The sequence below is a fragment of the Sinomicrobium kalidii genome, from assembly GCF_021183825.1.
In the GTDB taxonomy this organism is placed as follows: Bacteria; Bacteroidota; Bacteroidia; order Flavobacteriales; family Flavobacteriaceae; genus Sinomicrobium; species Sinomicrobium kalidii.
In genome coordinates, this window is the sequence record NZ_CP089211.1 from 3,839,494 (window position 1) to 3,865,088 (window position 25,595).

General features: G+C 47.2%; 24 protein-coding genes. 7 read left to right on the forward strand and 17 right to left on the reverse strand.

The features are described from left to right. The first annotated feature begins 214 nt into the window (after positions 1-214). Both LS482_RS15575 and LS482_RS15580 read left to right on the forward strand, forming a co-directional pair. Positions 215-982, forward strand: a complete 768-nt coding sequence (locus tag LS482_RS15575) for an MBL fold metallo-hydrolase (protein ID WP_233028435.1) — start codon at positions 215-217, stop codon at positions 980-982. Positions 983-1,093: 111 nt separating this feature from the next. Beyond that, entirely contained in the window at positions 1,094-1,606 is a 513-nt protein-coding gene (locus LS482_RS15580; RefSeq protein WP_233028436.1) for a hydrolase, read from the forward strand. 37 nt (positions 1,607-1,643) lie between these two features. Here LS482_RS15580 and LS482_RS15585 read toward each other — a convergent pair whose 3' ends face one another. From LS482_RS15585 to LS482_RS15630, 10 genes are all read right to left on the reverse strand, one after another. Then, positions 1,644-2,462: an inositol oxygenase family protein gene (locus tag LS482_RS15585; protein ID WP_233028437.1), complete on the reverse strand. Its 819-nt coding sequence runs from the start codon at positions 2,460-2,462 to the stop codon at positions 1,644-1,646. A 63-nt stretch (positions 2,463-2,525) separates the two neighbouring features. Beyond that, entirely contained in the window at positions 2,526-4,127 is a 1,602-nt protein-coding gene (locus LS482_RS15590) for a solute:sodium symporter family transporter (protein ID WP_233028438.1), read from the reverse strand. A gap of 206 nt (positions 4,128-4,333) precedes the next feature. Then, complete coding sequence (locus tag LS482_RS15595) at positions 4,334-4,783, reverse strand: helix-turn-helix domain-containing protein (RefSeq protein WP_233028439.1); 450 nt, start codon at positions 4,781-4,783, stop codon at positions 4,334-4,336. Positions 4,784-5,040: 257 nt separating this feature from the next. Further along, positions 5,041-5,601: an ester cyclase gene (locus LS482_RS15600; protein WP_233028440.1), complete on the reverse strand. Its 561-nt coding sequence runs from the start codon at positions 5,599-5,601 to the stop codon at positions 5,041-5,043. A gap of 66 nt (positions 5,602-5,667) precedes the next feature. Beyond that, complete coding sequence (locus LS482_RS15605; RefSeq protein ID WP_233028441.1) at positions 5,668-6,438, reverse strand: helix-turn-helix transcriptional regulator; 771 nt, start codon at positions 6,436-6,438, stop codon at positions 5,668-5,670. A 150-nt stretch (positions 6,439-6,588) separates the two neighbouring features. Continuing rightward, complete coding sequence (locus LS482_RS15610) at positions 6,589-7,260, reverse strand: alpha/beta hydrolase (protein WP_233028442.1); 672 nt, start codon at positions 7,258-7,260, stop codon at positions 6,589-6,591. Between the two features lie 64 nt (positions 7,261-7,324). Then, on the reverse strand, positions 7,325-7,681 hold the full coding sequence (locus LS482_RS15615) for a hypothetical protein (protein WP_367890579.1): 357 nt from the start codon (positions 7,679-7,681) through the stop codon (positions 7,325-7,327). Between the two features lie 12 nt (positions 7,682-7,693). Continuing rightward, complete coding sequence (locus tag LS482_RS15620) at positions 7,694-8,950, reverse strand: dihydroorotase (protein ID WP_233028443.1); 1,257 nt, start codon at positions 8,948-8,950, stop codon at positions 7,694-7,696. After that, positions 8,947-10,965 carry a BatA domain-containing protein gene (locus LS482_RS15625; protein ID WP_233028444.1) on the reverse strand — a complete coding sequence of 673 codons (2,019 nt, stop codon included), beginning with the start codon at positions 10,963-10,965 and terminating at the stop codon, positions 8,947-8,949. The genes LS482_RS15620 and LS482_RS15625 overlap by 4 nt, the downstream gene beginning before the upstream one ends. A 110-nt stretch (positions 10,966-11,075) precedes the next feature. Further along, complete coding sequence (locus LS482_RS15630; protein ID WP_233028445.1) at positions 11,076-11,423, reverse strand: DUF6249 domain-containing protein; 348 nt, start codon at positions 11,421-11,423, stop codon at positions 11,076-11,078. Between the two features lie 133 nt (positions 11,424-11,556). On the opposite strand from LS482_RS15630, the gene LS482_RS15635 reads away from it, so the two are divergent. Beyond that, entirely contained in the window at positions 11,557-12,117 is a 561-nt protein-coding gene (locus LS482_RS15635) for an RNA polymerase sigma factor (protein WP_233028446.1), read from the forward strand. Beyond that, positions 12,114-12,491, forward strand: coding sequence for a hypothetical protein (locus LS482_RS15640; protein ID WP_233028447.1), 378 nt, complete (start codon positions 12,114-12,116; stop codon positions 12,489-12,491). The genes LS482_RS15635 and LS482_RS15640 overlap by 4 nt, the downstream gene beginning before the upstream one ends. Positions 12,492-12,496: 5 nt before the next feature. On the opposite strand, the gene LS482_RS15645 is transcribed toward LS482_RS15640, so the two are convergent. The 7 genes from LS482_RS15645 to LS482_RS15675 all read right to left on the reverse strand — a co-directional run bounded on the left by LS482_RS15645 (position 12,497) and on the right by LS482_RS15675 (position 22,198). Then, the gene (locus LS482_RS15645) at positions 12,497-13,000 is read right to left on the reverse strand and encodes a DUF4199 domain-containing protein (RefSeq protein WP_233028448.1); all 504 of its coding nucleotides are present in this window, start codon (positions 12,998-13,000) and stop codon (positions 12,497-12,499) included. Positions 13,001-13,105: 105 nt separating this feature from the next. Further along, entirely contained in the window at positions 13,106-16,468 is a 3,363-nt protein-coding gene (gene secA, locus LS482_RS15650; RefSeq protein ID WP_233028449.1) for a preprotein translocase subunit SecA, read from the reverse strand. A gap of 270 nt (positions 16,469-16,738) precedes the next feature. Next, the gene (locus tag LS482_RS15655) at positions 16,739-16,960 is read right to left on the reverse strand and encodes a DUF2795 domain-containing protein (RefSeq protein ID WP_112373142.1); all 222 of its coding nucleotides are present in this window, start codon (positions 16,958-16,960) and stop codon (positions 16,739-16,741) included. A 259-nt stretch (positions 16,961-17,219) separates the two neighbouring features. Continuing rightward, on the reverse strand, positions 17,220-17,798 hold the full coding sequence (locus tag LS482_RS15660; RefSeq protein WP_233028450.1) for a cob(I)yrinic acid a,c-diamide adenosyltransferase: 579 nt from the start codon (positions 17,796-17,798) through the stop codon (positions 17,220-17,222). Between the two features lie 222 nt (positions 17,799-18,020). Next, entirely contained in the window at positions 18,021-19,367 is a 1,347-nt protein-coding gene (locus LS482_RS15665; protein ID WP_233028451.1) for a Gfo/Idh/MocA family protein, read from the reverse strand. 117 nt (positions 19,368-19,484) lie between these two features. After that, positions 19,485-20,870: a 3-keto-disaccharide hydrolase gene (locus LS482_RS15670; protein ID WP_233028452.1), complete on the reverse strand. Its 1,386-nt coding sequence runs from the start codon at positions 20,868-20,870 to the stop codon at positions 19,485-19,487. Positions 20,871-20,917: 47 nt separating this feature from the next. After that, a complete protein-coding gene (locus LS482_RS15675; RefSeq protein ID WP_302849312.1) occupies positions 20,918-22,198 on the reverse strand; it encodes a Gfo/Idh/MocA family protein in 1,281 nt (426 codons plus the stop codon). A 443-nt stretch (positions 22,199-22,641) separates the two neighbouring features. Between LS482_RS15675 and LS482_RS15680 the strand changes: the two genes are divergently transcribed. From LS482_RS15680 to LS482_RS15690, 3 genes are all read left to right on the forward strand, one after another. After that, positions 22,642-23,289 carry a collagen-like triple helix repeat-containing protein gene (locus LS482_RS15680; RefSeq protein WP_233028454.1) on the forward strand — a complete coding sequence of 216 codons (648 nt, stop codon included), beginning with the start codon at positions 22,642-22,644 and terminating at the stop codon, positions 23,287-23,289. 245 nt (positions 23,290-23,534) lie between these two features. Beyond that, positions 23,535-24,308, forward strand: a complete 774-nt coding sequence (locus tag LS482_RS15685) for a lipocalin family protein (protein WP_233028455.1) — start codon at positions 23,535-23,537, stop codon at positions 24,306-24,308. 11 nt (positions 24,309-24,319) lie between these two features. Continuing rightward, positions 24,320-25,570, forward strand: a complete 1,251-nt coding sequence (locus tag LS482_RS15690; protein WP_233028456.1) for an OmpA family protein — start codon at positions 24,320-24,322, stop codon at positions 25,568-25,570. Positions 25,571-25,595 lie beyond the last annotated feature (25 nt).

The following is a 25,595-nucleotide window of genomic DNA, read 5'->3' on the forward strand; positions in this document are numbered from 1 at the left end:
ACCGGGCCTCGGGCAAGATAAACACGATGTGTACGGAAAGATCGGGGCTATCAGGGGGCTTGTGTTTGTCTGCTGCCGGACAGAATTAGCGTGTTCGTGGCAAAAAAAGGATAGCCCGGAAACCGAATCCTCTTCCCGCAGGGTTTTTTATGTAACTTAGCAATTTGTTACACTCACGGACAACATTTCAGAACATAAACCAAAAATTTCCGGTTTGAGAATTACATTTTTAGGCACAGGTACTTCACAGGGAATTCCTATCATAGGAAGTGACCACCCGGTATGCCTCAGTGACGATCCCAGGGACAAGCGCCTCCGGGTTTCGGTACTGGTGGAATGGGAGGATTATTGTTATGTAGTGGATTGCGGCCCTGATTTCCGGCAGCAGATGCTTCGTGCCGGGGTTTCGCGTATAGACGGTATTCTGTTTACACATGAACATGCCGACCACACCATGGGACTGGACGATATCCGGCCGTTCTTTTTCCGGCAGGGAGATATCCCCATTTATGCCCATCAAAGGGTGCTCGGGGAATTGCGACGGCGGTTCCCCTATATTTTTATAAACGGAAAGGACAAATATCCGGGCGCACCGGGGGTTCAGGAACACGAAGTGGTGAACGGCAGGCCCTTGAAGCTCGGCAATATGGAGGTGATCCCCGTCAATGTCATGCACAACCGCCTGCAGGTCTTCGGGTTTCGCTTTGGTGATTTTGCTTACCTGACCGATGTAAAGACTATTGCCGAAGAAGAGATCGAAAAAGTGAAAGGAGTAAAATACTTGGTTGTCAATGCACTGCGTATAAAACCGCACCCTTCACACCTCAACCTGGAAGAGGCCCTGCAAATGGTGGAAAGGATAAAGCCGGAAAAAGCCTATTTTACACATATCAGCCATTTGCTCGGGTTTCATGAAAAAGTTGAGAAGACACTGCCGGAAAACGTGCATCTGGCTTACGATAATTTACAGATTGAAATCTGACCGGATGTAAACCTTCGGGAAACCGGAATATAAAAAGCCGGGGACGAACCGCAAAAACAATTCATGAACACCTTGCCGGTACGGAACAGGGCAAGGCGAAAAACAAGATCTATGAAAAACAGGATTTTTATGTACCTCTTCGTGTTTGCCATACTCCTGGCCCTGTTTCTTTATGTGAATTCAGACAAGATGCTGGCATCCAAAGAGAACGAGATAGAAGAACTGCAAAAGGAGGTGGAAATGTTGCAGGGAGAATCGGAAATGCTCCGCGATTCTTCACAGACGCTGCTCCTGGATAAGCTGGACCTGCAATACTTTTCACTGGAAAACAACGAGGAGGCCCTGTCGTACCTGGATGAGTTTTCGCTGGACAATCCTTCGCAATATATAGCTGATAAACTCCTGGAGACAAATGAAACCAGGGGAGACAATCCACTGGTGCCCTATGAAGGGATGAACGGCCCCATGAAGATCAACAAGATCAAGGTGCTAAATCACCGCTGGATCATCGCCGACTTTTCAGATGGAAAACACTGGGGAGAACTATTCATCCGCTATGAATTGAAAAAAGACCTCGGCATAGACTTCACTTTGGTAGACCATTTGCTTTATGCGAAAGAATAAGTTATCGTTATTCAGTTAATGAACCGATGCGGTTATTTTACCAGTAAACAGGCCCTTTACCCAGGTATTTTTCTGCAATGGGGAGGTAATAGTCCTTGATGTCCTCCAGTTTGTATACCTTGTTTGATTTGGTGTAGAGATCATACCGGTTGAAATCATTTACCCATTCCTTGTATTGTGCATCCTGATCGCTGAGCAGCTCGGAATAACTTCCTCCGGTATGCCAGGGATAGAAGGAATGATACCGGATCATGACCATTCCGGCTTTGGGTATATTGTTGTCTTTATGGTGGCTGAGCACCTGGTAAAGATACTCGTCGTGACCCCAGGCCAGAGTGAGGTTGTCAAGGCCGCAGGCCGGCTCATAAATGCCCAGCGGGGTGTTGTAACGGGGATTCTGCATATCACTGTTCAGGGCATTAAATTCCGGGTACACACAAGTGTCGGGAAGGGCACAACCCACAACAAAAATATCGCCTACCAGTCCCCATTGTTCGGCCTGACTGGTACCGTCTTCGTCACATCCCCGGAGATACATGATCTTGCCCAGGTCGTGAATGAGTCCTACCAGTTGCATCCAGTCCGGACGGTTGTCGGCACGTATGGCTTCTGCCGATTGTATCAGGTGCTGCACATTGGGAAGGTCCAGGTCCGGGTCGCTTACATCGATGAGGGCATCCAGTTTTTCCATGGCATCCCAAAGGTTCATGGGCTTGTTGTAAGTGAGGTATTTTTTCTTCATCCGTTGCACATAGGCAAGCGTCTGGCGCTGTCGCATTTTTTTATAATGTTGCCGCACTGCCGCATCTACATCCAGTTTGTCGTAATTCCGGAATTCTTTTTTTGCAGTTTCCATGGTCTTCGGCTTGTGGTTTTGTGATTATATTTTGTGTTTTCTCTGCGCTGTTTTACGAATCACTTATACATTTCCCAGCAGGATGTATATGGATACGGTGACGATGATCAGTACGATACCCAGGGGAGCGGCATATCTCCAGGGCGTTACGTTGAGGATGCCGCTGTCTTTGATAACAAAATCATCCGTTCTGGGGTACCATAAAGATACAAAATGCATTATTAAAATATTCAATAAAAATTCCAGTCCCCAGATATGTACAAAATGGAGGTCTATACGAAATACAAAATAGGTGAGCACGTAGAAGATCAATCCGAACAGCAGGCCGGCCTTAGCCCCGGTAGCCGATACCCTGGGGAAGAGGAACCCGGCAATAATAACACTGGCTATGGGGATGAAGAAAATACCGTTGAGTTGTTGCAGCAACTGGTAAAGCCCCTGGGGGGCACTGGCCACGAAAGGGGCAATGCCTATGGCAAAAACGGCCAGTACGGCCGACACCCACTTTCCCATGCGTACCAGTTTTAATTCGCCTGTATTCCGGTTGATGTATCTTTTGTAGAGATCCAGGCTAAAGACGGTAGCGGCACTGTTCAGGGCACTGTTAAAAGTGCTGAGTATGGCTCCCATCATCACGGCAACAAAGAACCCGGTAAGCCAGAACGGCAAAACTTTTTTGACCAGCATGGGGTATACACTATCCGGGTCATCATACAGGGATGTTCCGAAATAGTAGAAACCGATAAGTCCCGGTAGTACGATAACCAGCGGGATCAGGATTTTAAGGACCCCGGTATAAAGCAGTCCCTTTTGCGCCTCTTTGAGACTGACGGCTCCGAGGGCCCGCTGGATAATGGACTGGTGCATGGCCCAGAAATAAAGCTGGTTGACCATAAGCCCGGTAAAAAGTACTTCAAAAGGAAGTATGGCCGACCGTGCCCCGGGGCCTATGCCGGGCTCCCGGCTGACGACATTGAATTTGGAAGGAGCGTTCTCAAAGACTTCCGTCAGCCCGGTCAGGATATTTCCCTTACCGATGCTCCAGAGTGCCAGTACCGGAACGAGCAATCCGGCGATGAGCAGCCCGAAGCCGTTGATGGTATCGGTATAAGCCACCATTTTAAGTCCGCCGAATATGGCATATACGGCACCAATGCCTCCTACGATCAGGATAGTGATCCATATGCCCTGCGACCTGTTTACATCGAGCAGTTCGGAAATACGGAATATGGCCTCAATGTTCAGTGCCCCGGTATAGAGTACAATAGGGAGAAGTGTAACGGTAAACGATATGATGAGCAGTGCGGCCACAATGGTCCGGGTAATGCCGTCAAACCGTTTTTCGAGGAATTCGGGGATGGTGGTCAGTCCCATTTTCAGATATCTCGGAGCAAAATACAGTGCGGCAATGACCAGGGCCAGGGCGGAAGTAACCTCCCATGCAATGATTATGGCCCCGTTTTTATAGGACGAACCGTTCATCCCTACCAGGTGTTCCGTAGAAATATTGGTGAGCAGCAACGAGCCCGCAATTACGATACCGGTAAGCGAACGCCCGCCGAGAAAATAACCGTCTTGTGTTTTCAGGTTGTCACGTCGCAGTTTCCACGTTGCGAAAAATGCCACGAAAGCGGTAAAAAATAAAAAGCTAAGGAAGGTCAGCATGGTTTAAGGATAAAATTGAAAAAAGGTGAATTTACAAAAAAAATAAAAATAAGGTAATCGATTGTTATCGGTAGTTATTATACGGGCGGATTGCCGGAAACGGTACGCGGGAAGGATGGATAAGATGCCCGGAGTTTTTTGGATGAGGGAAGGGTCCGGTAAAAGAATCTTATTCTCCGTTTCCGTCACCTCGAATTCGCGAGATTTCACTTTGCAATGCTGGTGAAGTATTTGAGCTTGTTTTTCTTCCAGAGCTCCATTTCCTCTTCGTTCAGGGGTGTTTTGGAAAGGACCTCATACGCCTTGGGTACGTTGCCATTTTCGTCGGGTCTTAATTTTCCCTTTTTTATACCGGGAAGCATCCGGAGCCTGATCCGGACAATATCATGGGGGAGGATTTCTTCGGGAAACAACTCCGAATACGATGCCAGGTGGAATGCCTTGGCAATTTTGTTCAGTATCCTAATGCTGTATTTGGCCCTTTGTTTCAGGTTTTCTACCTTACTGATGTATCCTTCAGAAAGTTCCAGCTTCTGGGATAATTTTACCTGGGACATATAAGGGGCGGACCTTGCCCTCAATTCCCTGACCCTTTCTATAAGATGAAAATCCAGTTCGGAAATAATAATCTCTATAACTTGTCCCTTTTCGTTCATGGCTTTTTATAAACGGGAAAGGACGAGTTTTCTGGAAAGAAATTCACATGTGCATGGGGATGTAAACGGGTTTGATGTTATTTGTTCTGCAGTATGCAGATCCGTTTCACCCGTTAAAACTATCCGTGACGTGGTTCCTCCGGAAATCGCTATTGATTTCACTGTAAAGGCATTTTAGGGATACAGGGATAAAAAAAGAAAGGTCTTATTTCCATTGCAGGAAACATGACCTCTCCTTTTTTAAGTCAATCCGTAGCTTAATTCGACTTGCCGAATGCCGCTGATTCCGGTATGGCCCCTATTTGTTGCAATACTCCCAGGCGGTCGGGGTAAACATGGTTTTTGACGACTTTTCCGTTTTTTAGCTCGTAAACGGCTGTGGCCCGGTTGACCACCCTTTTTCCGCTTGCCGGAACTCCGAAAAAGGTATTTTTGTGTGTCCCTTCCGATTTCCACCGGGCAGTGACCATATTGCCTTCCGCTATCAGCCCCTCCAGGGAAAACCGTATGTCCGGAAAACCTTTCAGCACTTCCCTGACGGTTACCGCATATCCTTCCGGGCCGTGTACTATCCTGCCCTTGTAATCTGTAACATAGTCTTCGGAGATGATCTGGTCCAGCAGGGCTAAATTTCCCGTGTTAAGGCATTCCGTATACAGTTTACGGATGACTTCCTTGTTCTTTTCGGTTTGCGCAGTGTTCATTTTGTTTTGATTTTCAAGGGTGTTCGTTCGAAGATTTTCGCTTTGCTGTGCTGTGAGAACTACGGTATTCAGTAATACCGGAACACAGACAAGCAGTTTGCCGATGTTTTTCATGATGCTGATGTTTTTCAGACAAAGGTAATTGCGAAGACGGGGCGATAATTGTAAAAAATCATTGATCTACCAGTAACGCCCGGAGCGGAAGAAAGCCCCCGGAGTGGTTCCGGTAAACTGCCGGAAATCCTTTATAAAATGGGACTGGTCAAAATAACCCGCCGTATGAGCAATGGCCGTGAGATTATTTTCCGGACGTCGGGTTATCACATTACGCATTCTTACGATCGCGGAAAATTGTTTTGGTGAAGTTCCGGTGGTCCGGCGGAATCGTTTTTCAAAAGGGTCGCGGCTTATGGGCAGGTTTTTAAGCAATTCCCCGACAGAAAGTGTTCCCTGGCCGTATTCGATCTCTTTTATGGCCCTTGCGATGAGAAGATCGGGTTGGGCAGGACGGAGCAGAGCACATAAAAAACGTTCTACGATAGCTACTCTTTGCGGGTGGTCCGTAGCTGCTCCGAGCAGGTCTTCTATGGCATTCAGTTCCGGCCGGGGAATAAAATGGTCGAGGGAAATGGTTTGTGCAAACAATTCATGGACGGGAAACGGCAGGAAAGCCGCGGCGCCGTTTTCGTGAAATTTAACCAGAAAGGTAGCTGCTTGGGTCGTATAGCGTACTTGTCGCGGTGTTCTGCGAAGACCGCTGATCACGGAGAAGGGAAGGCTGTCCGTAGCGTTCTCCCGGGTGTGGTAAACCTTTCCCCTGATCCGGAACGCCATTACGACCGAGGTATCCGGAAGCAATGTGTTTTTCATGCCGTCTTCACTCTCTATGATGAGATAAGCCCTGACGAACGGACGCAGGAGTTTTCCGGGATGGTAAGTTTGCAGTTGCATAGCCTTGGTTATAACGGCAAATCCTTTATAAAGGTAAGTAATTTGTCGTATTTCTGTTCAATGACCGAAAACAGAAATCCGGCCCTCAAAACAAATATTAATAAATAACACAACCTTCCTGGTTGCCGTGCCGGTTACTGACGCACTTCCTCATTCCTCTTCTGCCAGCCGTTCGGTCAGCCAACGGTGAAAGGACCGGAAGTTCTGTGGTGCCACGCCGTGTCCTACGGGAAATTCCTCGTAGCTGTGGTCAATACCGAGTTTTTTGAGGAAGGGAGGGGCCTGTCGTGCCCATGCCACGGGGATGACCTGGTCTGCGCTGCCATGGGAACAATAGAAATGAAGGTGAGAATGATCCTCCCGGTCATAGTGTTCCGTAAGGATATTTTCGTTGATATAACCGCTCAGGGCGATGACATTTTTAATTTTTCCGGGATAAGAAAGGGCAAGGGCATAACTCAGAATGGTACCCTGGCTAAACCCGAGCAGGGTAATATTGCCGGCATCGAGATCATAAGCGGCTATGGCTTCGTCAATAAAGGTCGCTATTTTTTCCCGGGAGGCCACCGCCTGTTCGTCATCAGACCATTTTCCGTCCGTAGTATCGAAATGGATCGCATACCAGGCATAACCGTAAGGCGGCAGGGAATACGGGGCCTGTACGGAAATAACACACAATTCTTCGGGGAGTTCCGAAGCAAAAGAAAAAAGATCCTCTTCATTGCTCCCGTAGCCGTGAAGCATAAACAGGGCCGGTGTTTTCTTTCCGGTTGTTTGGGATGGACGAATAATGTGGTGTAGTGAAAGTTCCTTTGTTTGCATGATGTATTTTTTATTCCTGTGGATGGATCAGTATCGCGTGCTGTTAATATCTAATATCTCCGGACTATGAAATAAAGCCGAACCATTGCTGGAAATAGTTGCCCAGTAAGGGGACTGCCTGTTTTTTCCCGGAGAGGGCTCCTGTAAAACCGTAAAGTAACAATATAATGAAGAAAACATAAAGCCCGATAGTAGCATAAAAGCTGTTGGCATAGCCGATGATAAATCCCAGGGCAAAAAAGGAAAGCCAGAGGCCGAAGGCCTGCCTGATGTGAAACCGGGCAAAATCATTCCCGGGTTCCGCATTCATAGATATGGCGATCAGGGTGCCTATAATGGTGATATAGCTGACCACAGCGGCAGTTTTTCCTTGTTTTATGACGTTGTTCATATTCTTTTCTTCTTTCTCGTTGAGACGCACGGCCGTGCGTCTTTAGCGAGGTATTACGGATTTTCCGTTTGAAATGATCCCGTATACCCGCCCCTTTAATTTCTGGCCTATAAAAACGCTGTTTTTGGAAGAAGACAGGATATTGGCCTCTCCGAAGGTGTATTCTTCTTCCGGGTCGAAAAGGGAAAGGTCGGCTTTTTGGCCTACCCGTATATCGTTTTCCGCGATCCCGAAGCGCGATCGCCCCTTGCAAAGGAGGGAAACTGCACTTTCGGTATCCATGATCGTGCGGAGCGCCCCGAAAGCACTTTCCAGGCCGGTGCTGCCGTACATGGCACGGTCAAATTCCACATTCTTGTGTTCTATGTCTATAGGGTCGTGGTCTGAGGTCACAAAATCTATAATGTCTTCCCGTAGACCCTGTATCAAGGCTTTTGTATCTTCTTTACTGCGTAACGGAGGCAGCAGTTTGTAATTGGTGTTGAACTGCTGTAAGACTTCATCCGTGAAAAGCAGGTGGGGGATAGATACGCTGCAAGTTATGTCAAGGCCTTTTTCTTTGGCCTCACGGATAAGCTGTACGGATTTTGCCGTTGAAATGGTGGGGATATGCAGTTTTCCCCCTGTATATTCGAGAATAAAGAGGTCTCTGGCTATGTGCAGTTCTTCGGCCAGGGCGGGAATTCCCTTTAAACCGAGCCTGGTGGATGTACTCCCTTCGTTCATAACTCCTTTTCCCGCAATTTTGTTTTCCTGCGGAAAGGACAGTACCAGTCCGTCGAAATTACGGGCGTATTGCAGGGCGATCTTCAGGAGGTTGGGGTTGCTTACGGGCTTTTTGTAATCGCCGAAGGCAACGGCCCCTGCACTTTTCATGTCGAACAGTTCCGCCAGGTCTATGCTTTCGCTTTTTGCGGTCAGTGCACCCATGGGATAGAGATTGGTTGTACGGTTTTGTGCACTGGCCTTCAGGAACGCGATATCGGCATTCGTGTCTGCCACCGGAAAGGTGTTGGGGTTTACAATAACTGCTGTAAATCCGCTTGCGGCTGCGGTCTTCAGACCGTTATCTATGGTTTCCCGGTCTTCATACCCGGGTTCGCCGAAACTTACACTGCTGTCCAGCCATCCCGGGGATACGTGCAGGTTCCTGCGTTGCACGATCTCCGTTTCCTCCGGGGGAGTAATACTTTCTGCGATTTCGGAAATAGTGCCGTTTGAGATGAGAATGTCGAGCGATTTGTTGTGGTATTCGCTCTGCGGACGGATAACCTTGGCAGATTTTAAAAGAATGTTCATTTAAAATATTTTAAAAGAAGTGTTTCTATCACCAGGAATACGATGGCAAAAATAACAAACCATTTCCAAAGCTCACGGATACTGCCGGTATTTTTTATTTCCCCGAGGGCATCTCCGGCAGTGTTGTAAACGGAAGATCCGCCAGGTGAAAGGGCGGGGGAGAGCAGGTTGCTTTCCCGCCTGTCGTAATTAAAACTGATGTGCTGTAAAATGCTGTCTGTACTTTTAATACCGTATATCCCGTCCTTTACGGGGACTTCACCCGTTGTGATCTGTATTTTATCAGGAAAGGCCCTTTGCAGGGGAATATAGGTTTCCCCGTCTTTTTCCAGGGCAACAATGGCATCCCGGGTAAAGCCCTCCCGTTTTTTAATATCGATAGTGTTACTTTGCCCAATGCGATAAAAGAGGCGGGGCGTTTGCAGTGCCGATTTTCCTATGTTGTATAGCGTGGGGACAATAAGGGGAGAGTTCCTGAAATCGGATTGATCGGGGTCCAGGGAAGCGGTAAAAAAATACACGCGGTTTTTTTCGGCCAGGAAGGGGCTGCTGTCTTCAAAAGCAAGAACGGTATTTGCATCGGTAACGAGGTCGTAAGCTTTTGTTGCTTCGGGGTACCGGAAGTTGGTAAGCTGATTTTTCCGGCTTTCAAAAACATCCCGGTAAAGCGGGTGGGCAAAGTGGATATCCGTGATTTTTTTCCGGTTTCCGGAGATGGTATCCGTCAGGTTACGGGCTGTACCGTGTTGTTTCCCTGAATTTGTATTTTTGTAGGAAAAAACATCATCATAAGTTTTGCTTATAGTGCCTATTTTTAAATATTTAAATAATTGATTATGAGAAACCTTGTCTATATTACCTGAAGGTATAATTAAAATACTTTTCCCGTCGTCGTGGAAGGCTTTAAGTGCAGACAGAAGGGGACGGGGAACAGTGTTTAATCCGTTCAAGATGATCAGATCCTGGTGAGGGATCAGGCTGAAATCGAGCTGGTTGTAATCTGCGGCAATGAACCTGAATTCTTCGTCGGTAAAAATCTTTTCGAGGAAGTCGTCTTCCGTTTGGTTGATGGCAAGGACGTTGACTTTTTCTCCTGTATTGAGATTGAAATACATGGTATTATCATACCATAATCCATCGTCTTCTATCGTTATGCTCCCGTTTATATTTTTGTCCCCGGGGATGCGGAATACCGCTTCGGCCCGGTTGGAGTTATCGAAGCCTGCCGTCGTCTTTGCGATAAGGGTGTTTTTATCGTGGAGTGCCACGGGAAGCGTGAGGTTTGTACTGTCGTTCCCGGACAAAAGTACCGTGAGTTGCAGGGGAGAAGCCATACGGTCTGAAATATAAACACTGTCAACCGATATGTTCTGTATGTTTTGGGGAGACAGTTGCACCAGGTGATAACGGATAAGGGAATCGTTGTGTGGCAGCATGTCTTGCGTCCATCCCTGAAAATCGGAGATCAGGACAAGATTTTTCCGGGTGGCCGTATCCCGGCTGAACAGATGCTGCCCTTTGAGGAGTACCGATTGCGGGTCAGGGCTGTTGGGAGCGTAGTCCAGTTGCAGTAATTCCTGCTTTATTTCGGCGATGCTCGTTTCCCGAAAAGAAATATTGTTGGTGAAAAGAGACACGGTGCCGTTGCTGTTTTCGCCGGACAAGAGGTCTCCGACGGCCTGTGTGAGCAATTCGCCCCTCGCACCCCGGGCCTGCATACTGAAGGAATTGTCCAGGTAGATCACGGTTTCCTGTGGTTTACCGGAATCTTCACTCTCCCGGGTATAGGGTTGTGCAAAAGCCAGGATAAGGCCGGTGAGCAGGAATAACCTGCTGGCCAGTACGAGCCATTTTTTTACCTGTGAACTTTTGCGGGTCCTTAACTGTATTGCTTTGAGGAACTTTACGTTGGTGAAAGGGGTTTTCCGGAACTTCCTGAGCTGAAAAAGGTGTACCAGTACCGGAATAAGCAGTAAAAATAATGCCCAAAGTATCTCAGGATGTTTAAAATGCATGGTTTGGGTTTTGTTGCCCAAACTTACATAAAAAAAATTAACGATTTACGAATTGCGGATAGCAGATTCCCATGGTTGTCCGCAATTCGTAAAACCTTGTACCATCCCTGCTAATCCAGCTTTTTGGATAAATGGAACCCGATGAATAACCCCAGTCCGGCGGTAATGAGGATACACGATGAGTAGGCGATCTCTTCTTCGAGGCCGAGTTGCGAATAGATAAGGTGCCCGATAAGGAGCCCCAACCCGATCCCCATCAATAATAGGGAAAGGTTGAGGATAAGGATTTTCCATACCGGGGCGGTCTTTTGTTTTTTACTGAAAAAGATGTCCGCTTCCGCACCTTTTTCGATGAGGGCCATGCGCTCCTTGTTACGGGTGGAGTAAAACAGGTAAAAAATTCCGAAAAGCGTACCGAATATTACCAGGAGTATCAGTACAGGTTCCAATCTGATCATAATGTCCGTTTTTTGATGTGTTGAACAATTTGTTTTCCCTTATGACGACAGTCGGCCTTTTCCGGTTACAGAAAATGAAGTTTTTTTTGAATTGTTGTAACCGCCGGAGGATTTTGTCGTCTTATAAAATGATATGGCCAACCGCAACGACGATTACTACATCCGGCAGGTTACCGGGGGAAATACCGATGCTTTTGCACCTCTTGTGGAAAGGTATAAGGAGATGGTCTTCACCCTGGCCCTGAAGATGTTGAAAAACAGGGAAGAAGCGGAGGAAGTGGCCCAGGATGTCTTTGTGACGTGTTATCGCTCCCTGTCCGGATTCCGTGGAAAGTCGAAATTTTCCACCTGGTTGTACAAGATCACGTATAACCGTTGTCTGGACGTTTTAAAATCAAAAAAGCGGCATGTGGTTTCCGGTACTGTAGACGCGATCAGCGGAGTTGAAGAAAATGAACTGAACATTTTACAGCAAATTGCCGAGAACGACAGGAATACGGCCATCAGGAAAGCTATCCGGTTACTTCCGGAAGATGAGCAGGTACTGGTACACCTGTACTATTTTGAGGAACTGACTGTGAAAGAAATTGCAAAAACAGTACATTTGAGTGCGACCAATGTAAAGGTGAAATTATTCCGGAGCAGGAAGTTCCTCTACCGGATATTGGAAAACAACAGTATAATCAGGGAATGATGTCATACAACGACCCGCATAAGGAAGAACTTATTAGAAAGGCAGTAAAGGAGTCCGGCCCGGAAAAACCGTCTCCCGATTTTGTACATCACGTAATGCAACGGGTAGGAGGGGAACAGGAACAGCTTCCCTATAAACCCCTTATTTCCGGAAGCGGCTGGGGCATTATTGCAGCTGTGACCACAGGGATCGTTCTGTTGTCCCTGTTCTTTACAACGGAATGGAACTGGACTGTTGATCTCTCGTTCCTTTCTTTCCTGAAAGTATCTGTCAACACTTCCCTTTGGTTCAGCATCGGGGTGATATTGCTTTTGATCCTGGTGCAGATCCCGATCCTGAAAATATACCACAACAGGAAAATGAGCGGCGTATAGTTAATTTATGCTTCCGGTTCCGACCTGTTTTTTGGTTTTTTCCGGACAAAAAGAGCTACGATAGCAGCGGTGATTGCCCCGGCCACAAGAGCAAATACGGCCGATTGCAATATATAGGAACCCAGGGAAAAGTACTTTTCGGCAGCTTCTTTTGTCATTTTACCTGTGTCAACGGCATGGCTTTGCATGTTGGTGAAAAAGTCCGGGGAAATGAAGGTGTGGACGATATACTGTGTTATGGGGGTTAATACGGCCACTATGATAGAAATGATAAGACCGGATACAAACCCCTGTTTCCAGCTCATAAAACCGTTGTAATGATTTTTTCGCTTGTCCAGGAGGGCCACTACATAGGTGATTATTGCCAGAATACCGAAAAAATTGGTATATATGGCGTGTTTTTCAATGTTTTCGTCGTGCAGCCCCATGGATTTTTCCAACAACATCCATATCAGCCCTATGATACCAAACAGGATACCCCATTTGATTTCGATGCTTCTGCTTTTCATGTTGTTTAAGGTTTAAGTGGTTGATTGTTATAAAAATACAAAAAAAGGCCCGGTATCGCATCGTATACCGGGCCTTTTATTTTGTGGGCTCTGTTTTGAGGAAGGTTATTCTTCCCCTGTCAGTACCCATTCCCCTTTTTTGATCAGGGGTTCGGCCTGTTTGTATTTCATGGTCTGGCTTTCACCGCTCATTACGTTTTTTATGGTCACCCGGTCGTTCCGGCCTATTTTGGGCTTGTCCCTGACAATGGTTTCGGTGACCTGGGGCCTTTGGGATTGTGCCTGTCCGGCCTGCCTGTTCCTGGCGGCCATTTCATCGCTGTTCAGCACTTCTTCTTTGGAAGTCTCGTAGTTTTCCCTTTTCCTGGTTTCCCTGGCTTCCTGTATGCTGGAGGTGTCCTGTGTGGGGAGTTCTCCCTTGAACAGGAAGGTGATAACCTCCTTGTTTACGCTGTCCATCATGCCTTTAAAGAGTTCAAAGGCTTCGAATTTGTATATCAGCAGCGGATCTTTTTGTTCGTGTACGGCAAGCTGTACCGATTGCTTCAACTCGTCCATTTTGCGGAGGTGAGTTTTCCAGGCATCGTCTATAATGGCCAGGGTGATGTTCTTTTCGAAATCGGCAATAAGCTTTTTACCGTTACTTTCGTAGGCATCTTTGAGGTTGGTAACTACGTTCAGTGTTTTGGTACCATCGGTAAAAGGCACTACAATACGTTCGAACTTGTCGCTCTGGTTTTCATATACATTCTTGATCACCGGGAAAGCGGTCGCTGCATTGCGTTCTATTTTCTCGCTGTAATGCTGATAGGCAGCTTTGTATATTTTTCCGGCAATTTCCTGGAAGGACATCTTGTTGAATTCCTCTTCGGAAACCGGAGAGACCAGTGAAAAGAATTTAATGAGTTCGTATTCAAAATTCTTGTAATCGCTGGCTGCCTTATTGGTTTCGGAGATGGCTTCTGAAATATCGAAGATCATATTGGCGATATCCACTTTGAGCCGCTGGCCCTGCAGGGCGTGTCTCCGTCTTTTGTACACGACCTCCCGTTGTGCATTCATCACATCGTCATATTCCAGGAGACGTTTACGAATGCCAAAGTTGTTTTCTTCCACTTTTTTCTGGGCGCGTTCAATGGACTTGGTCATCATGGAATGCTGGATGACCTCACCTTCCTTGAGGCCCATTCTGTCCATCATCTTGGCTACGCGTTCCGATCCGAAGAGGCGCATCAGGTTATCTTCGAGTGAAACATAGAACTGGGTACTTCCGGGATCTCCCTGACGTCCGGAACGCCCCCTGAGCTGTCTGTCCACTCTTCTGGAGTCGTGGCGTTCTGTACCTATAATGGCCAGTCCTCCCGCTTTTTTCACTTCTTCGGTCAGTTTAATGTCCGTACCACGGCCTGCCATGTTGGTGGCTATGGTCACTACTCCGGATTTACCGGCTTCGGCTACAATGTCTGCTTCCTTTTTGTGCATTTTGGCGTTGAGAACATTGTGGGGGACCTTCCGGAGTGTCAGCATCTTGCTGAGCAATTCGGAGATCTCTACTGAAGTGGTACCGATAAGCACCGGCCTTCCTGCCCCGGAAAGCTGGGTGACTTCTTCGATCACTGCGTTGTATTTTTCCCGTTTGGTCTTGTAAATGAGGTCCTGCCTGTCGTGGCGGGCAATGGGTTTGTTGGTCGGGATTTCTACTACGTCGAGTTTATATATTTCCCAGAATTCACCGGCTTCGGTAACCGCAGTACCGGTCATCCCGGAAAGTTTGCGGTACATCCTGAAATAATTCTGTAGTGTGACCGTGGCAAAAGTCTGGGTGGCGTCTTCAATCTTTACATTTTCCTTGGCTTCGATGGCCTGGTGGAGTCCGTCAGAGTAACGTCGCCCTTCCATAATACGTCCGGTCTGCTCATCTACGATCATCACCTTGTTGTCCATAACCACGTATTCCGTATCTTTCTCAAACAGGGTGTACGCTTTGAGCAGCTGGTTCATGGTGTGGATACGTTCACTTTTCACCCCGAATTCCTTGAAAAGCTGTTCTTTGAGTTCGGCTTCTTCTTCTACGGGGAGGTCCTGTTTTTCGATCTTTGCGATTTCGGTACCTATGTCAGGCATAATAAAGAAGTCCGGGTCCGTATCCCCGGAAAGGTATTCTACCCCTCCGTCCGTAAGGTCTATCTGGTTGTTCTTTTCGTCAATAACAAAGAGCAGTTCGGCATCGACCTTGGGCATTTCCCTGTTGTTGTCCTGCATGTAGTGGTTCTCGGTCTTTTGCAGGATTTGTTTTACGCCCTCTTCACTGAGGAACTTGATAAGCGCTTTGTTTTTCGGGAGTCCCCGGTGCACTCGGAGCAGGAGAAAACCTCCGTCTTTGGTGTTTCCTTCGGCAATGAGTTTTTTGGCTTCGGCGAGTACACCTGTCAGGTACTGGCGTTGTTTCTGTACAATATCGGCAACTGCGGGTTTCAGCTCGTTAAATTCGTGCCTGTCGCCCTGGGGTACGGGCCCGGAAATAATAAGCGGGGTACGGGCATCATCGATAAGTACGGAATCGACCTCATCGACTATGGCGTAATTGTGAGGGCGCTGCACGAGGTCGTTCGGCGTATGGGCCATATTGTCCCGGAGGTAGTCAAAGCCGAATTCGTTGTTGGTACCGTAGGTGATATCTGCATTGTATGCTTTTCTTCGCCCGTCGGAATTGGGCTGGTGCTTGTCTATACAATCTACGGAAAGACCGTGGAACTCGAACAGGGGGGCCATCCAGGCGCTGTCCCTTTTGGCCAGGTAATCGTTTACGGTAACCAAATGTACTCCTCTGCCGGTAAGGGCATTGAGGTACATGGGGAGTGTAGCAACAAGGGTTTTACCTTCCCCGGTCTGCATTTCTGCAATTTTCCCCTGGTGGAGGGCTACACCACCTACGAGCTGTACATCGTAGTGTACCATGTCCCAGGTCACTTCCTTGCCGGCCGCATCCCAGGAATTCTGCCAGATGGCATTGTCGCCTTCTATGGTGATGTATTCTTTTTCGGCAGATAATTCCCTGTCGAAGGGAGAAGCGGTTACGGTAAGGGTTTCGTTATTGGCAAATCGTTTTGCGGTTTCCTTGACTACGGCAAAGGCCTCGGGAAGTATTTCGTTGAGTTTTGCTTCAGTGGCCTTGTAGGCATCGTCATTGAGTTTGTCGATCTCGGTGTAGATATCTTCTTTGCGATCTATGTCTTCCGATGCGTTCGCTTCGCTTTGCAGTTGTGCTATTTTTTCGTCAAAAGAAGTCCTTGCTTCCTGTATCCGGGACCTGAAGTCTACGGTTTTTTCCCGGAGTTCGTCGTTGGATAATGCAGACAGTTGTTGTTCAAACGTCTTGATCTTATCCACTAATGGCTGTATCTCTTTGATGTCTTTCTTCGCCTTATCTCCTACAAAGACTTTGAGAACAGAATTCAGTAAACTCATAATGGTTTTGTTTTTAATTTGAGTGAGGGAAGGTGTATACTGTTTCCCCCCACAGTCATGCCTTGGTCTTACGGCCTTACCGGTTTCTGCATAAACTTTTTACAAAGCTAATGAAAAAAACAGTGGACCGGTGAATCGGTCGGCAGGGAATTGGCGGGTTCGAAACCGTTATCGTAAATAAGGCAATCGCAACTGCCGTTTTTCCCTGTATTTAACAAACAGAGCAAAAAAAAAGCCTCTTTTTGAGACTTTTTGTTTTTTGCGGTGTTCTTAGTATTCATCTTCATTCCAGAGGTAATCTTCCTCTGTGGGATAGTCCGGCCATATCTCTTCAATAGATTCATATATCTCCCCTTCGTCCTCCATGGCTTGCAGGTTTTCCACTACTTCCAGCGGAGCCCCGGTTCTAATAGCATAGTCGATCAATTCGTCTTTTGTAGCCGGCCAAGGTGCATCACTCAGATAGGATGCCAGTTCTAATGTCCAATACATGTGCTATTCGTTTTTTATTTTTTGCAAAAATAAATTTTTAAACTAAAAAGTCAAGTTAAAACTATTTTATTTACACATTAATTTTAAGAACGTAATAAAACAGCTGTTTTATTGGTTTTTAATTAATAAAAGGGAACCCCTGCTGCTGATCCGGCAAGTTTTCCCTCTGTGTTTAACGCAGTTTGTGGCTGTATTGTTTGCCTGAGGCATTTTTTGCCTTAATTGCTCCAGCTGATCGTTTCTGAGAGGAAGTCTCTTTTTATCCCCGGTCTCCTTTGCGGGGCACCCATTTTATTTCCTCTGCTTTTAAGGTGTGAGACAACTTTCGTGCCAATACAAAGAGATAATCTGAAAGACGGTTGAGATATTGAAGCACACTATCGTCAAAAGGTTCTATGTCATAGAGTTGTGTGGCCAGTCTTTCTGCCCTGCGGCAAACACACCGGGTTATATGACAATATGACACTGTAGTGTGCCCGCCGGGAAGAACAAAATGTGTCATGGGGGGAAGTTCTTCATTCATGCGGTCTATTTCCTTTTCCAGGGTTTCTACATCTTCGGGTGAAATTGTGGGGATGTCCAGTCGTTTTTTTCCGCTTTTTAACATGGCTTTTTCCGGATCTGTGGCCAGTATGGCCCCCAGGGTGAACAGCCGGTCCTGAATGGCCAGCAATATTTTTTGCTGGTCACCGGCTTCCTGGTCCCTTACCAGTCCGATCCAGGAATTGAGCTCGTCTACCGTACCGTAAGTTTCTATGCGTATATGGTGTTTCGGGACCCTGGTGCCCCCGAAAAGGGCCGTAGTGCCCTTGTCTCCGGTCTTGGTGTATATTTTCATGGTTTTGCTGTTAGTGTATGTTACAAAGATACATAGAAGATTTGACGATACTTTGAGAGGGGATAGCGGAGGCGTAGGGGGATGATTGGGGGACACCCCCCTTGATCCCCCCCTCAAGGGGGGAGGTATTGGGTCTTGTTTACTGTTTGGACTAAAAAGTAAACCTGCCGGGACGGGCAGGTTTTAATTGTTATGGTTCCGCCGGGGAGCGGGAATCGTTAATTACAACAGTTGTTGCGGTTCCCATCCGGGTTCGTAGGTTCTTCCCCATAGGGCACGTCCTTTTTCGCTATTGGTAATATGTCCGTTTGCGGGGTTACATTCGAGGGTTTCTCCCGCGCGGTATGCCATATTGGCCAGGTGGCACAAAAGGGTGCTTTTGGCGCCTTCGTCTATCGGAGATCGTTGTTTTTCCTTTCCTCTGATGGTTTCGAAGAAATTTACCATATGTGTGGTAGACATATCCCCGCCGCCGCCAAGCTGGGTTCCGGCTTCCGATCCGCCGGATTTACGCTCCTTTACCAGTTTTCCGCTCCGGTCAAAGAGTTCATAGCCTTCCCGGTCTACAAATACGGTCCCTTCCGTACCGTAAATGATGGTTCCGCGGCCTTTACCGTAGGTGTTGTATCCGTTACGGCTTTTGCCGTCCCATTTTATGGTCTTTTTGTCGTCCCCGAATTCGAAAGTGGCGTCCATAGTGTCATACATGCTCCATCCGTCTTCCGGCCAGTGGCGTTTTTCGGCATTGACCATGACCTTGTTCGGAAATTCCACCTGGAGGGCCCAGCGGGCGATGTCAAGTTCATGAGTGGCATTGTTCCCGGTTTCTGCCGTACCGAAGTCCCAGCCGTACCAGTGCCAGTTATAATTCCAGGTGTCGTGCATGTATTCTTTTCGGGGCGATGGGCCTTGAAAGAGGTCCCAGTCCAGTCCTTCGGGAACAGGGGCTTTTGAAGGGACAATAACTTCGCCACGGCTATTTGCATAATGGGCTACAGCCAGGTAGGGGTTGCCGATAATACCTTCGTGTATTTCCCTGATAATCTCTATGCTGGGGTCGGAAGACCGTTGCTGGTTGCCCATCTGGATCACTTTGTTGTATTTTTTCTGATAGGCCACCAGCAGTTCCCCCTCTTTGGGGTTATGACTGCATGGTTTTTCCACATAAACGTGTTTCCCGGCCTCTACAGCCAGCCAGGTGCCCGGTCCGTGCCAATGGTCCGGTGTGGCATTGATAATGGCATCTACTTTTTTGTCTTCCAGTATTTTAAATATGCTGTTTTCCAGCTTGGGATTGTAGTCCAGGTGTTCAGCGAAACGTTCCGCCGCTTTTTCCCGTTGCGATTTCATAACGTCGCAAAGGTATAGCAGTTCTACGTTGCTCTCTTTCCTTGAAATGGGAGGTACATAAGCGCCAAGCCTTCTTCCCAGTCCCATAATGGCTATGTGGAGCCGGTCGTTGGCCCCCATGATACGGTTATAACTTTGGGCCGTAAAGCCCATGGTACTCATGGTGGTGATCCCGGCAGTGGCCAGGGCGGAGTTTTTTATAAATTTTCTTCGTTTCATTGGTATATGTTTTATGGTGATTGGAGAGCACCTTTACACCCCCCTTGGTCCCCCCTCAAGGGGGGATATGAATATCTTTTAAAAGCTATAGATGCTAAAGGATTACGATTGTTATGTTTAATGCAACTCCTTTATCCTGATGTTCTTGAAACTCACTTTATCGCCGTGGTCTTGTAAGAGGATATGGCCTTTCCCGGCTTCCCCGAAGTTTTCCCATATCTTGTACTTGCTCGCTGCCACCAGTTTACGGTAGGCTTCGGAACCGCGTTGATATTCGAGGACTTTTATACCGTTGAGGTAGTGTTCTACCTTATTGTCGGGATATACCACCACACGGCCCTTGTTCCATTCGCCGATGGGTTTTACGAAACGGGGTTGCTTGTCTGCCTTAATGAGGTCATACAGGGAAGCCAGGGTGCGGTTGCCGTCTTTTCCCTTTTTGGCATCCGGATGCCTCTCGTCGTCGAGGATCTGGAATTCCAGTCCTATGGCAGAACCTTCGTTGCCTTCAGAGAGCGTAACAAAATATTTAACACCGCTGTTGGCGCCTTCCGTGAGTTTAAAGTCGAAGGAGAGGTCAAAAGCACTGTACTCTTTGGTGGTTACGATATCACCCGCATTGGTGGATTCTTCGCCACCCGAAGCTTCGATGGTAAGAATTCCGTCGTTGATGGTCCATCCGAAATCGGGAAAACTGTCTTTGTAAGCGCCGATCCACCCTTCACTGTTTTTACCGTTAAAGAGCAGTTTACAGCCGGTTTGTTTTTCGTAGTCGGAAAGCCGGTTTTTGAGGTTGTTCACCACATACACATCTTTTTTAAATGGTGTCGGTTCCAGGCTATCGGTTTTTATACGGATGTTTTTAAAGTAGGTCTTGTTCCCCGCATCTTCGGGATTGCTGATGCTGTGTACCTGAAGGCCTATAATTCCTTTGGCATCCGTACTGTCTACGAGATAGGCGGTTTCCACACCGTTTACCCAGGTCTTTATTTCGTTTCCGATGGCTTCTATCCGGTATTTGTTGTATTCCCCGAAGCGGAATGCCTTACGGGCTTCCGGGTTAAGGGAGAGGGGGTAGAGCCAGCCTCTGCGGGCTTCGTCGTATATTCCGCCGGACCATGCCCTGTCTGAAGGGTCGAGTTCGGCCTGGTAGCCAAATACTTTTCCCTTACCGTCCCTGCCCCGGGGATCGTAATTACTTCGGATCTGCACACCTGAGTTGCTGGTTCTGTGTTCTACCTTGATCTCCAGTTCCAGGATAAAGTCACCGTATTCCTTTTCACTGATCAGGAAGGTGTTGGGACTGCCCGCCTTTGCTATTCCGACAATGGCGCTGTCCGCTACGGTATATTCCGCTTCCCCGGCCACCCGTTTCCACCCGTTGAGGGTTTTCCCGTCAAAGAGGGAAGTCCACCCGTCTGCAGCGGCTTTTTTTTCGGGTGCACATTGTATAAAACAGAAAGCAGCGATAAATGCCAGGGTAGAAATACTTAGTTTTCGCATTTTTTAATTGGTTTGAATGATTAGTTAAGAGTTTGGTATTGCGTTGTTTATTTTTCTTCTTCCCGGGCCTTTTGTTTTCGGGACGGGCTGTCGACCGTTGCTTTATCCTTGTGGTCCGAAGCCAGGTTGTAAGCCGTTTTCCACTGTTGCGGATTTCCGCCGTAAATGGAAGTGTTGGCCAGGGCAACGCAAATAGCCGTTGATCCGCCGGTATATACGTTGGAATCGGGAAGGGTGTTTTCTGAAATGGCTGCATAAAAGTCCTCGAATGCATAGTAGCTGCCGTCTTTCAGCGGGGAATCCACAAGGGGGATGCCTTTTTTGTCATCGTTCCATGTAATTTTTGTGGCCCCGCTTACACCGTCCACTTCTTCCAGTTCTTTCCGGGTTTCCGGCTCGGGATAAAAAATACCGTCATCGACAAGCAGGGATACCATGCCCCTGGACCCCTTGATGCGGAAGGAATACCCGTCGTGCTGGTTGGAGCAGGTGGCCCCGAAATTCCCGATCATGCCCTCTTTTTCATAACGGACATTTACCTGTACATTATCATAGGTTTCCCGGCCATCATTATAGTTATCGATGCCTCCGGTACCGTAAACGGTAGTGGGCAGGCAATCAAAGGCCCAGTGTATAAAGTCCATCTGGTGGGAGAGGAGTTCGGCGGGCAGTCCGCCCGAATATTCCCTGTACATCCGCCAGTTGATCTTCCGTTCCAGTCGGGGATCGGGTACGGGCCTTCTCCAGTTCCAGTTGCGGTCCCAGCGGGCATCGATCTGGGTAACTTTACCCAGGTAACCGTCCTGTATCATTTTACGGACTTTATAATACAAAGGAGAATAGCGGTACTGGTGTCCGATCTGTAAGGTCTGTTTAGAGTGGTTTTCCGCTATTTTCGAAAGGCTCAGTGCCTGATCTACGGTAAAGGTCATCGCTTTTTCGAGAAGTACGTGCTTCCCGGCTTCGAGCGAATTTTTGGCAATTTCGTAGTGGGTATTCAGGGGTGTGGCTATAATCACGGCATCCACCGCTTTGTTTTCGAGAAGCTTCCGGTGATCCCTGTAAATTTTCACCTTGTCGGTGTCTGCCATTTTACGGGCGTTATCAATCCTGAGATCCAGCGGATCACATATGGCGATAACCCTGAATTTAGCTTTAAAATCCTTTAGTACATTAAAAAGGCCGCTTCCGCGGTCGCCAAAGCCTATGATCCCTATGCGGTATACCCGGTCGTTCCCGGTGTTCGCAAGGCCGGACCATACCCCTCCGGAAAACAGGAGGGCGCCTGTGCCCATGGTACCGTTTTTTATGAAATTCCGTCTGTTCAAAATCTAAAAATGTTTTACGAAATCGATTGCATTAAATTAACTGTCAAAGAATGAAATTCGCATAAAAGTAAATATTTTTTTAGAAAGGATAAAAATGTGTTCGTTGTTTAATGAAAAAATGCCTGGATGTTGGTTTTAGTGTTAAAAAGGGAATCCGGGATTCTGAAGTCTGTATGTGCAATTTGTTTTTGCTCATTTATTGAACAGGTTCAGGTTGGCTAACCGGGAGAACCGGGGAAGTTTTCTGTACTGTTATTTACCGGAAATGAAAAATATTCCCTTGTGAACCCCTATGGATAAAGGGTTCCCGGATGTTGTTACATATAATAAAGCCTTTGTTACATATCAGTAACACCTTATTCGTTTACCGGTCTACTTTTGAAGTGATCGTTTCCCCTTATTACTTTCCAATCAAAAGGATTAATTAACTAAATAACAAAAAAATGAAAAGTACATTTAATTATTTTATTGCGTTGATTATGAGTATCGGACTGGTGGCCTGTTCGGCCGAAGACGGTGATATAGGCCCTCCCGGTCCGCAGGGAGAACAAGGCCCCCGGGGAGCGCAGGGGCCACAGGGTGAACAGGGGCCGCAAGGCGAGCAAGGTCCTCCGGGTGCAGACGGACAGGATGGACAGGACGGACAGGACGGCGAAGACGGAAATGCGAATGTTATGTATTCCGATTGGTTTTTTCCCGATTGGAACATGAGCGATGGCTCCACATTCAAAAGAATGGAAGTTGAAGACAGTAATTTTAGCGATACCTGGTCGGAAGGCGGGGCAACATTGGTGTACTGGAGGACAAATAACGGCTCTACGTTTTTACTTCCGTGGAATTCGTATAATTCATCCGGAGATTTGGTCATAAAAAGGAGTGTGTTATACCGAAATTCCACAAGTATTTGGATAACGATAAGAAAATACGGTTCTGATTTTACCGATCAGGAAACCGAAGGGCAGGTTGGCAGTACCATTTATAACAGGATACGTTATGTTATTATTCCGGGGAATGTAGAGCTCCCGGCAAAATCGGCTCTGGATTATACGGATTATGCTGCCGTAAAAGCATACTATAACCTGCCCGATTAATTATCAGGCGGGAAAACTGATGTGAAAAACCATCCTTCATCAATCCGGAATCCACCGATTCCGTCTTAAGAATATATTGTCGGGAATAGGATACGACAGCTGGATTAATGAAGGATGGTGATTTTCACCCCGATTATTATGGTACCAGTAAAATATTCCGATCCATGCTATGCCCCGTATTTGAAACCATGCTGTTTCCCCTTGCTGCTTTCCGTTAATTTTTACCAATAAAAAGTGAAAGCGATATGAAAACTTTACCGTGTTTATTTGTTTTTGCCGCAGGCTTGCTTCTGGGAGCGTGTAATAGTGATGATGACACCCCGGCTGTACCGGATAACAATACTCCGGAAGATGTAATACTCAACAGCCCGGCAAATGATACCGACGAAATTGATCCTGACAGTGTAGCCCTTACCTGGAAACAGGCCTTAGACCCCGACGGGGATATGGTGTCTTACAATGTATTTCTGGATAAAAACAACCCGCCCGCTACTTTGGTGGTTTCCGGTACTACGGCAGGTGTTTACACCGTTGAAAATGCATTGGATTTTGATACGTCCTATTACTGGAAAGTGATCGCCGCAGATAACAAGGGCGGCGAAAGCGAAAGTGATATAGCCATGTTTACAACCCGGAAAGCCACTACTGCCGACTTTATTACAGGCAGATGGTATTTGGAAAGCATTGTGGATAATGACGGTGTCGGGGAAGACCTTGACGACTGTAAAAAGAACTCCTATATGCAATTTACGGCTGAAGGAGCGGGTGCGGTGGCCACCTATTCCGATTCCGCATCGGGATGTTACGGGAGTATCCGTAGCCTGGAATACGAACTGGTTTCCGACACGGAAATAAAGATCATCTATACAGATATCATCGAGGAAAAAACCGAAAGTTCGGAAAGGGAAGAACTGCTCATCGTAGCATCGATTACCGAGACCAGGATAGAATGCAAGTATGCATCCGATGATAAAACATATATATTCAGTAAAGAACTTTTGCACCCTTCCTTAAATTAAAAATAAAACTCATGAAACCGATAAAATTTAAATTCGGGATAATAATGCCTTTCCTTTTGTGTGTGGTCTTTATCTCCGACGCAAACGCCCAGTTATTAAAAAAACTGAAGAAAAAAGCGGAACGTGCTGTTGAACGCAAACTGGAAGGCAAAGTGGAAAAAGAAACAGAAAAAACGATGGATAGCATTCTGGAACCCGGTACTGACAAAAGCCGGGAAAAGCAACACTCTCCCGCTACCCGGCAGAAAGGCAAAACAATAGAAAATGTTACCATAAACAGCAAATTTGATTTTGTTGCCGGAGACAAAGTGCTGTTTTATGATGACTTTACAGCAGACCGGAGGGGGGATTTCCCCGCAAAATGGAATACCAACGGTTCCGGAGAAGTGGTTCTTATAAGTGATCAGGAAAACAAATGGTTACGAATACCGGACAGGACATTGAGCTATCCCGAAACCGGGAGACCGCTGCCGGACAACTTTACAGTGGAGTTTCTCCTGTATTATCCGGCAGGCATAAGACGTGCGCCTATAACCTTTGGGTTCTCGGGAAGTGCTAACCCGGCCCGAAAAGGACTGCGGTCCAAAGCGCTTTTTTACTTTAAGATAGACCATTTTGAGGAAAAGGCAGGCTACAGCAATTCGGTGTATTCCGGCCGCGAGACCAATAAGGAATATCCCGCTAACAAGATGGCCGGAAAAGTCATCAAGGTAAGCATAAGCGTAAATGGTACGCGCATACGATTGTATCTGGATCAGGAAAAGCTGTTTGACCTTCCCCGGGCTTTTGATACGGCATCGCTCAGGAATAGTTTTTACTTCCGGGCCACGGAATTGATCCCGCCACCGGAGGATGGTTTCTATATTTCCGGGCTTCGCATTGCACAAGCGGGAAAGGATATCCGGAGTAGTCTGAAAAAAGAAGGGAAGTGGAGCACTTCGGGAATACGGTTTGCTGTGGGTTCGTTTCAGTTAACATCCGGTTCTTACGGTACTTTAAAGGAAATCGCCGACGTATTGGAGAATGCCCCCGGCCTGAAATTAAAAATCGTAGGGCATACCGATTCCGACGGTAGCGAAGATGCCAACCTGGAATTATCTTATAAACGGGCCGGATCGGTTAAACAGGCCCTGGTCGAAACGTATAATATCGACGGGGAAAGACTTTTTACCGGGGGGAAAGGGGAGACCGAGCCGGTGGCCGATAATTACCTTGCAGAAGGAAAAGCCCGAAACCGCCGGGTTGAATTTATCAGGCTCTAACTTTGAGAAAACTGTCGAAACAATG

What these genes read in the sequence shown, in the direction of transcription:
- LS482_RS15600 (WP_233028440.1), bottom strand. Translation starts at nt 5,601, where the DNA reads ATGAAAAACATCGGCAAACTGCTTGTCTGTGTTCCGGTATTACTGAAT.
- LS482_RS15670 (WP_233028452.1), bottom strand. Translation starts at nt 20,870, where the DNA reads ATGCGAAAACTAAGTATTTCTACCCTGGCATTTATCGCTGCTTTCTGT.
- LS482_RS15640 (WP_233028447.1), top strand. Translation starts at nt 12,114, where the DNA reads ATGATGTCATACAACGACCCGCATAAGGAAGAACTTATTAGAAAGGCA.
- secA (WP_233028449.1), bottom strand. Translation starts at nt 16,468, where the DNA reads ATGAGTTTACTGAATTCTGTTCTCAAAGTCTTTGTAGGAGATAAGGCG.
- LS482_RS15665 (WP_233028451.1), bottom strand. Translation starts at nt 19,367, where the DNA reads ATGAAACGAAGAAAATTTATAAAAAACTCCGCCCTGGCCACTGCCGGG.
- LS482_RS15605 (WP_233028441.1), bottom strand. Translation starts at nt 6,438, where the DNA reads ATGCAACTGCAAACTTACCATCCCGGAAAACTCCTGCGTCCGTTCGTC.
- LS482_RS15690 (WP_233028456.1), top strand. Translation starts at nt 24,320, where the DNA reads ATGAAACCGATAAAATTTAAATTCGGGATAATAATGCCTTTCCTTTTG.
- LS482_RS15630 (WP_233028445.1), bottom strand. Translation starts at nt 11,423, where the DNA reads ATGATCAGATTGGAACCTGTACTGATACTCCTGGTAATATTCGGTACG.
- LS482_RS15595 (WP_233028439.1), bottom strand. Translation starts at nt 4,783, where the DNA reads ATGAACGAAAAGGGACAAGTTATAGAGATTATTATTTCCGAACTGGAT.
- LS482_RS15590 (WP_233028438.1), bottom strand. Translation starts at nt 4,127, where the DNA reads ATGCTGACCTTCCTTAGCTTTTTATTTTTTACCGCTTTCGTGGCATTT.
- LS482_RS15585 (WP_233028437.1), bottom strand. Translation starts at nt 2,462, where the DNA reads ATGGAAACTGCAAAAAAAGAATTCCGGAATTACGACAAACTGGATGTA.
- LS482_RS15580 (WP_233028436.1), top strand. Translation starts at nt 1,094, where the DNA reads ATGAAAAACAGGATTTTTATGTACCTCTTCGTGTTTGCCATACTCCTG.
- LS482_RS15680 (WP_233028454.1), top strand. Translation starts at nt 22,642, where the DNA reads ATGAAAAGTACATTTAATTATTTTATTGCGTTGATTATGAGTATCGGA.
- LS482_RS15685 (WP_233028455.1), top strand. Translation starts at nt 23,535, where the DNA reads ATGAAAACTTTACCGTGTTTATTTGTTTTTGCCGCAGGCTTGCTTCTG.
- LS482_RS15645 (WP_233028448.1), bottom strand. Translation starts at nt 13,000, where the DNA reads ATGAAAAGCAGAAGCATCGAAATCAAATGGGGTATCCTGTTTGGTATC.
- LS482_RS15625 (WP_233028444.1), bottom strand. Translation starts at nt 10,965, where the DNA reads ATGCATTTTAAACATCCTGAGATACTTTGGGCATTATTTTTACTGCTT.
- LS482_RS15655 (WP_112373142.1), bottom strand. Translation starts at nt 16,960, where the DNA reads ATGTATTGGACATTAGAACTGGCATCCTATCTGAGTGATGCACCTTGG.
- LS482_RS15620 (WP_233028443.1), bottom strand. Translation starts at nt 8,950, where the DNA reads ATGAACATTCTTTTAAAATCTGCCAAGGTTATCCGTCCGCAGAGCGAA.
- LS482_RS15660 (WP_233028450.1), bottom strand. Translation starts at nt 17,798, where the DNA reads ATGAAAATATACACCAAGACCGGAGACAAGGGCACTACGGCCCTTTTC.
- LS482_RS15610 (WP_233028442.1), bottom strand. Translation starts at nt 7,260, where the DNA reads ATGCAAACAAAGGAACTTTCACTACACCACATTATTCGTCCATCCCAA.
- LS482_RS15635 (WP_233028446.1), top strand. Translation starts at nt 11,557, where the DNA reads ATGGCCAACCGCAACGACGATTACTACATCCGGCAGGTTACCGGGGGA.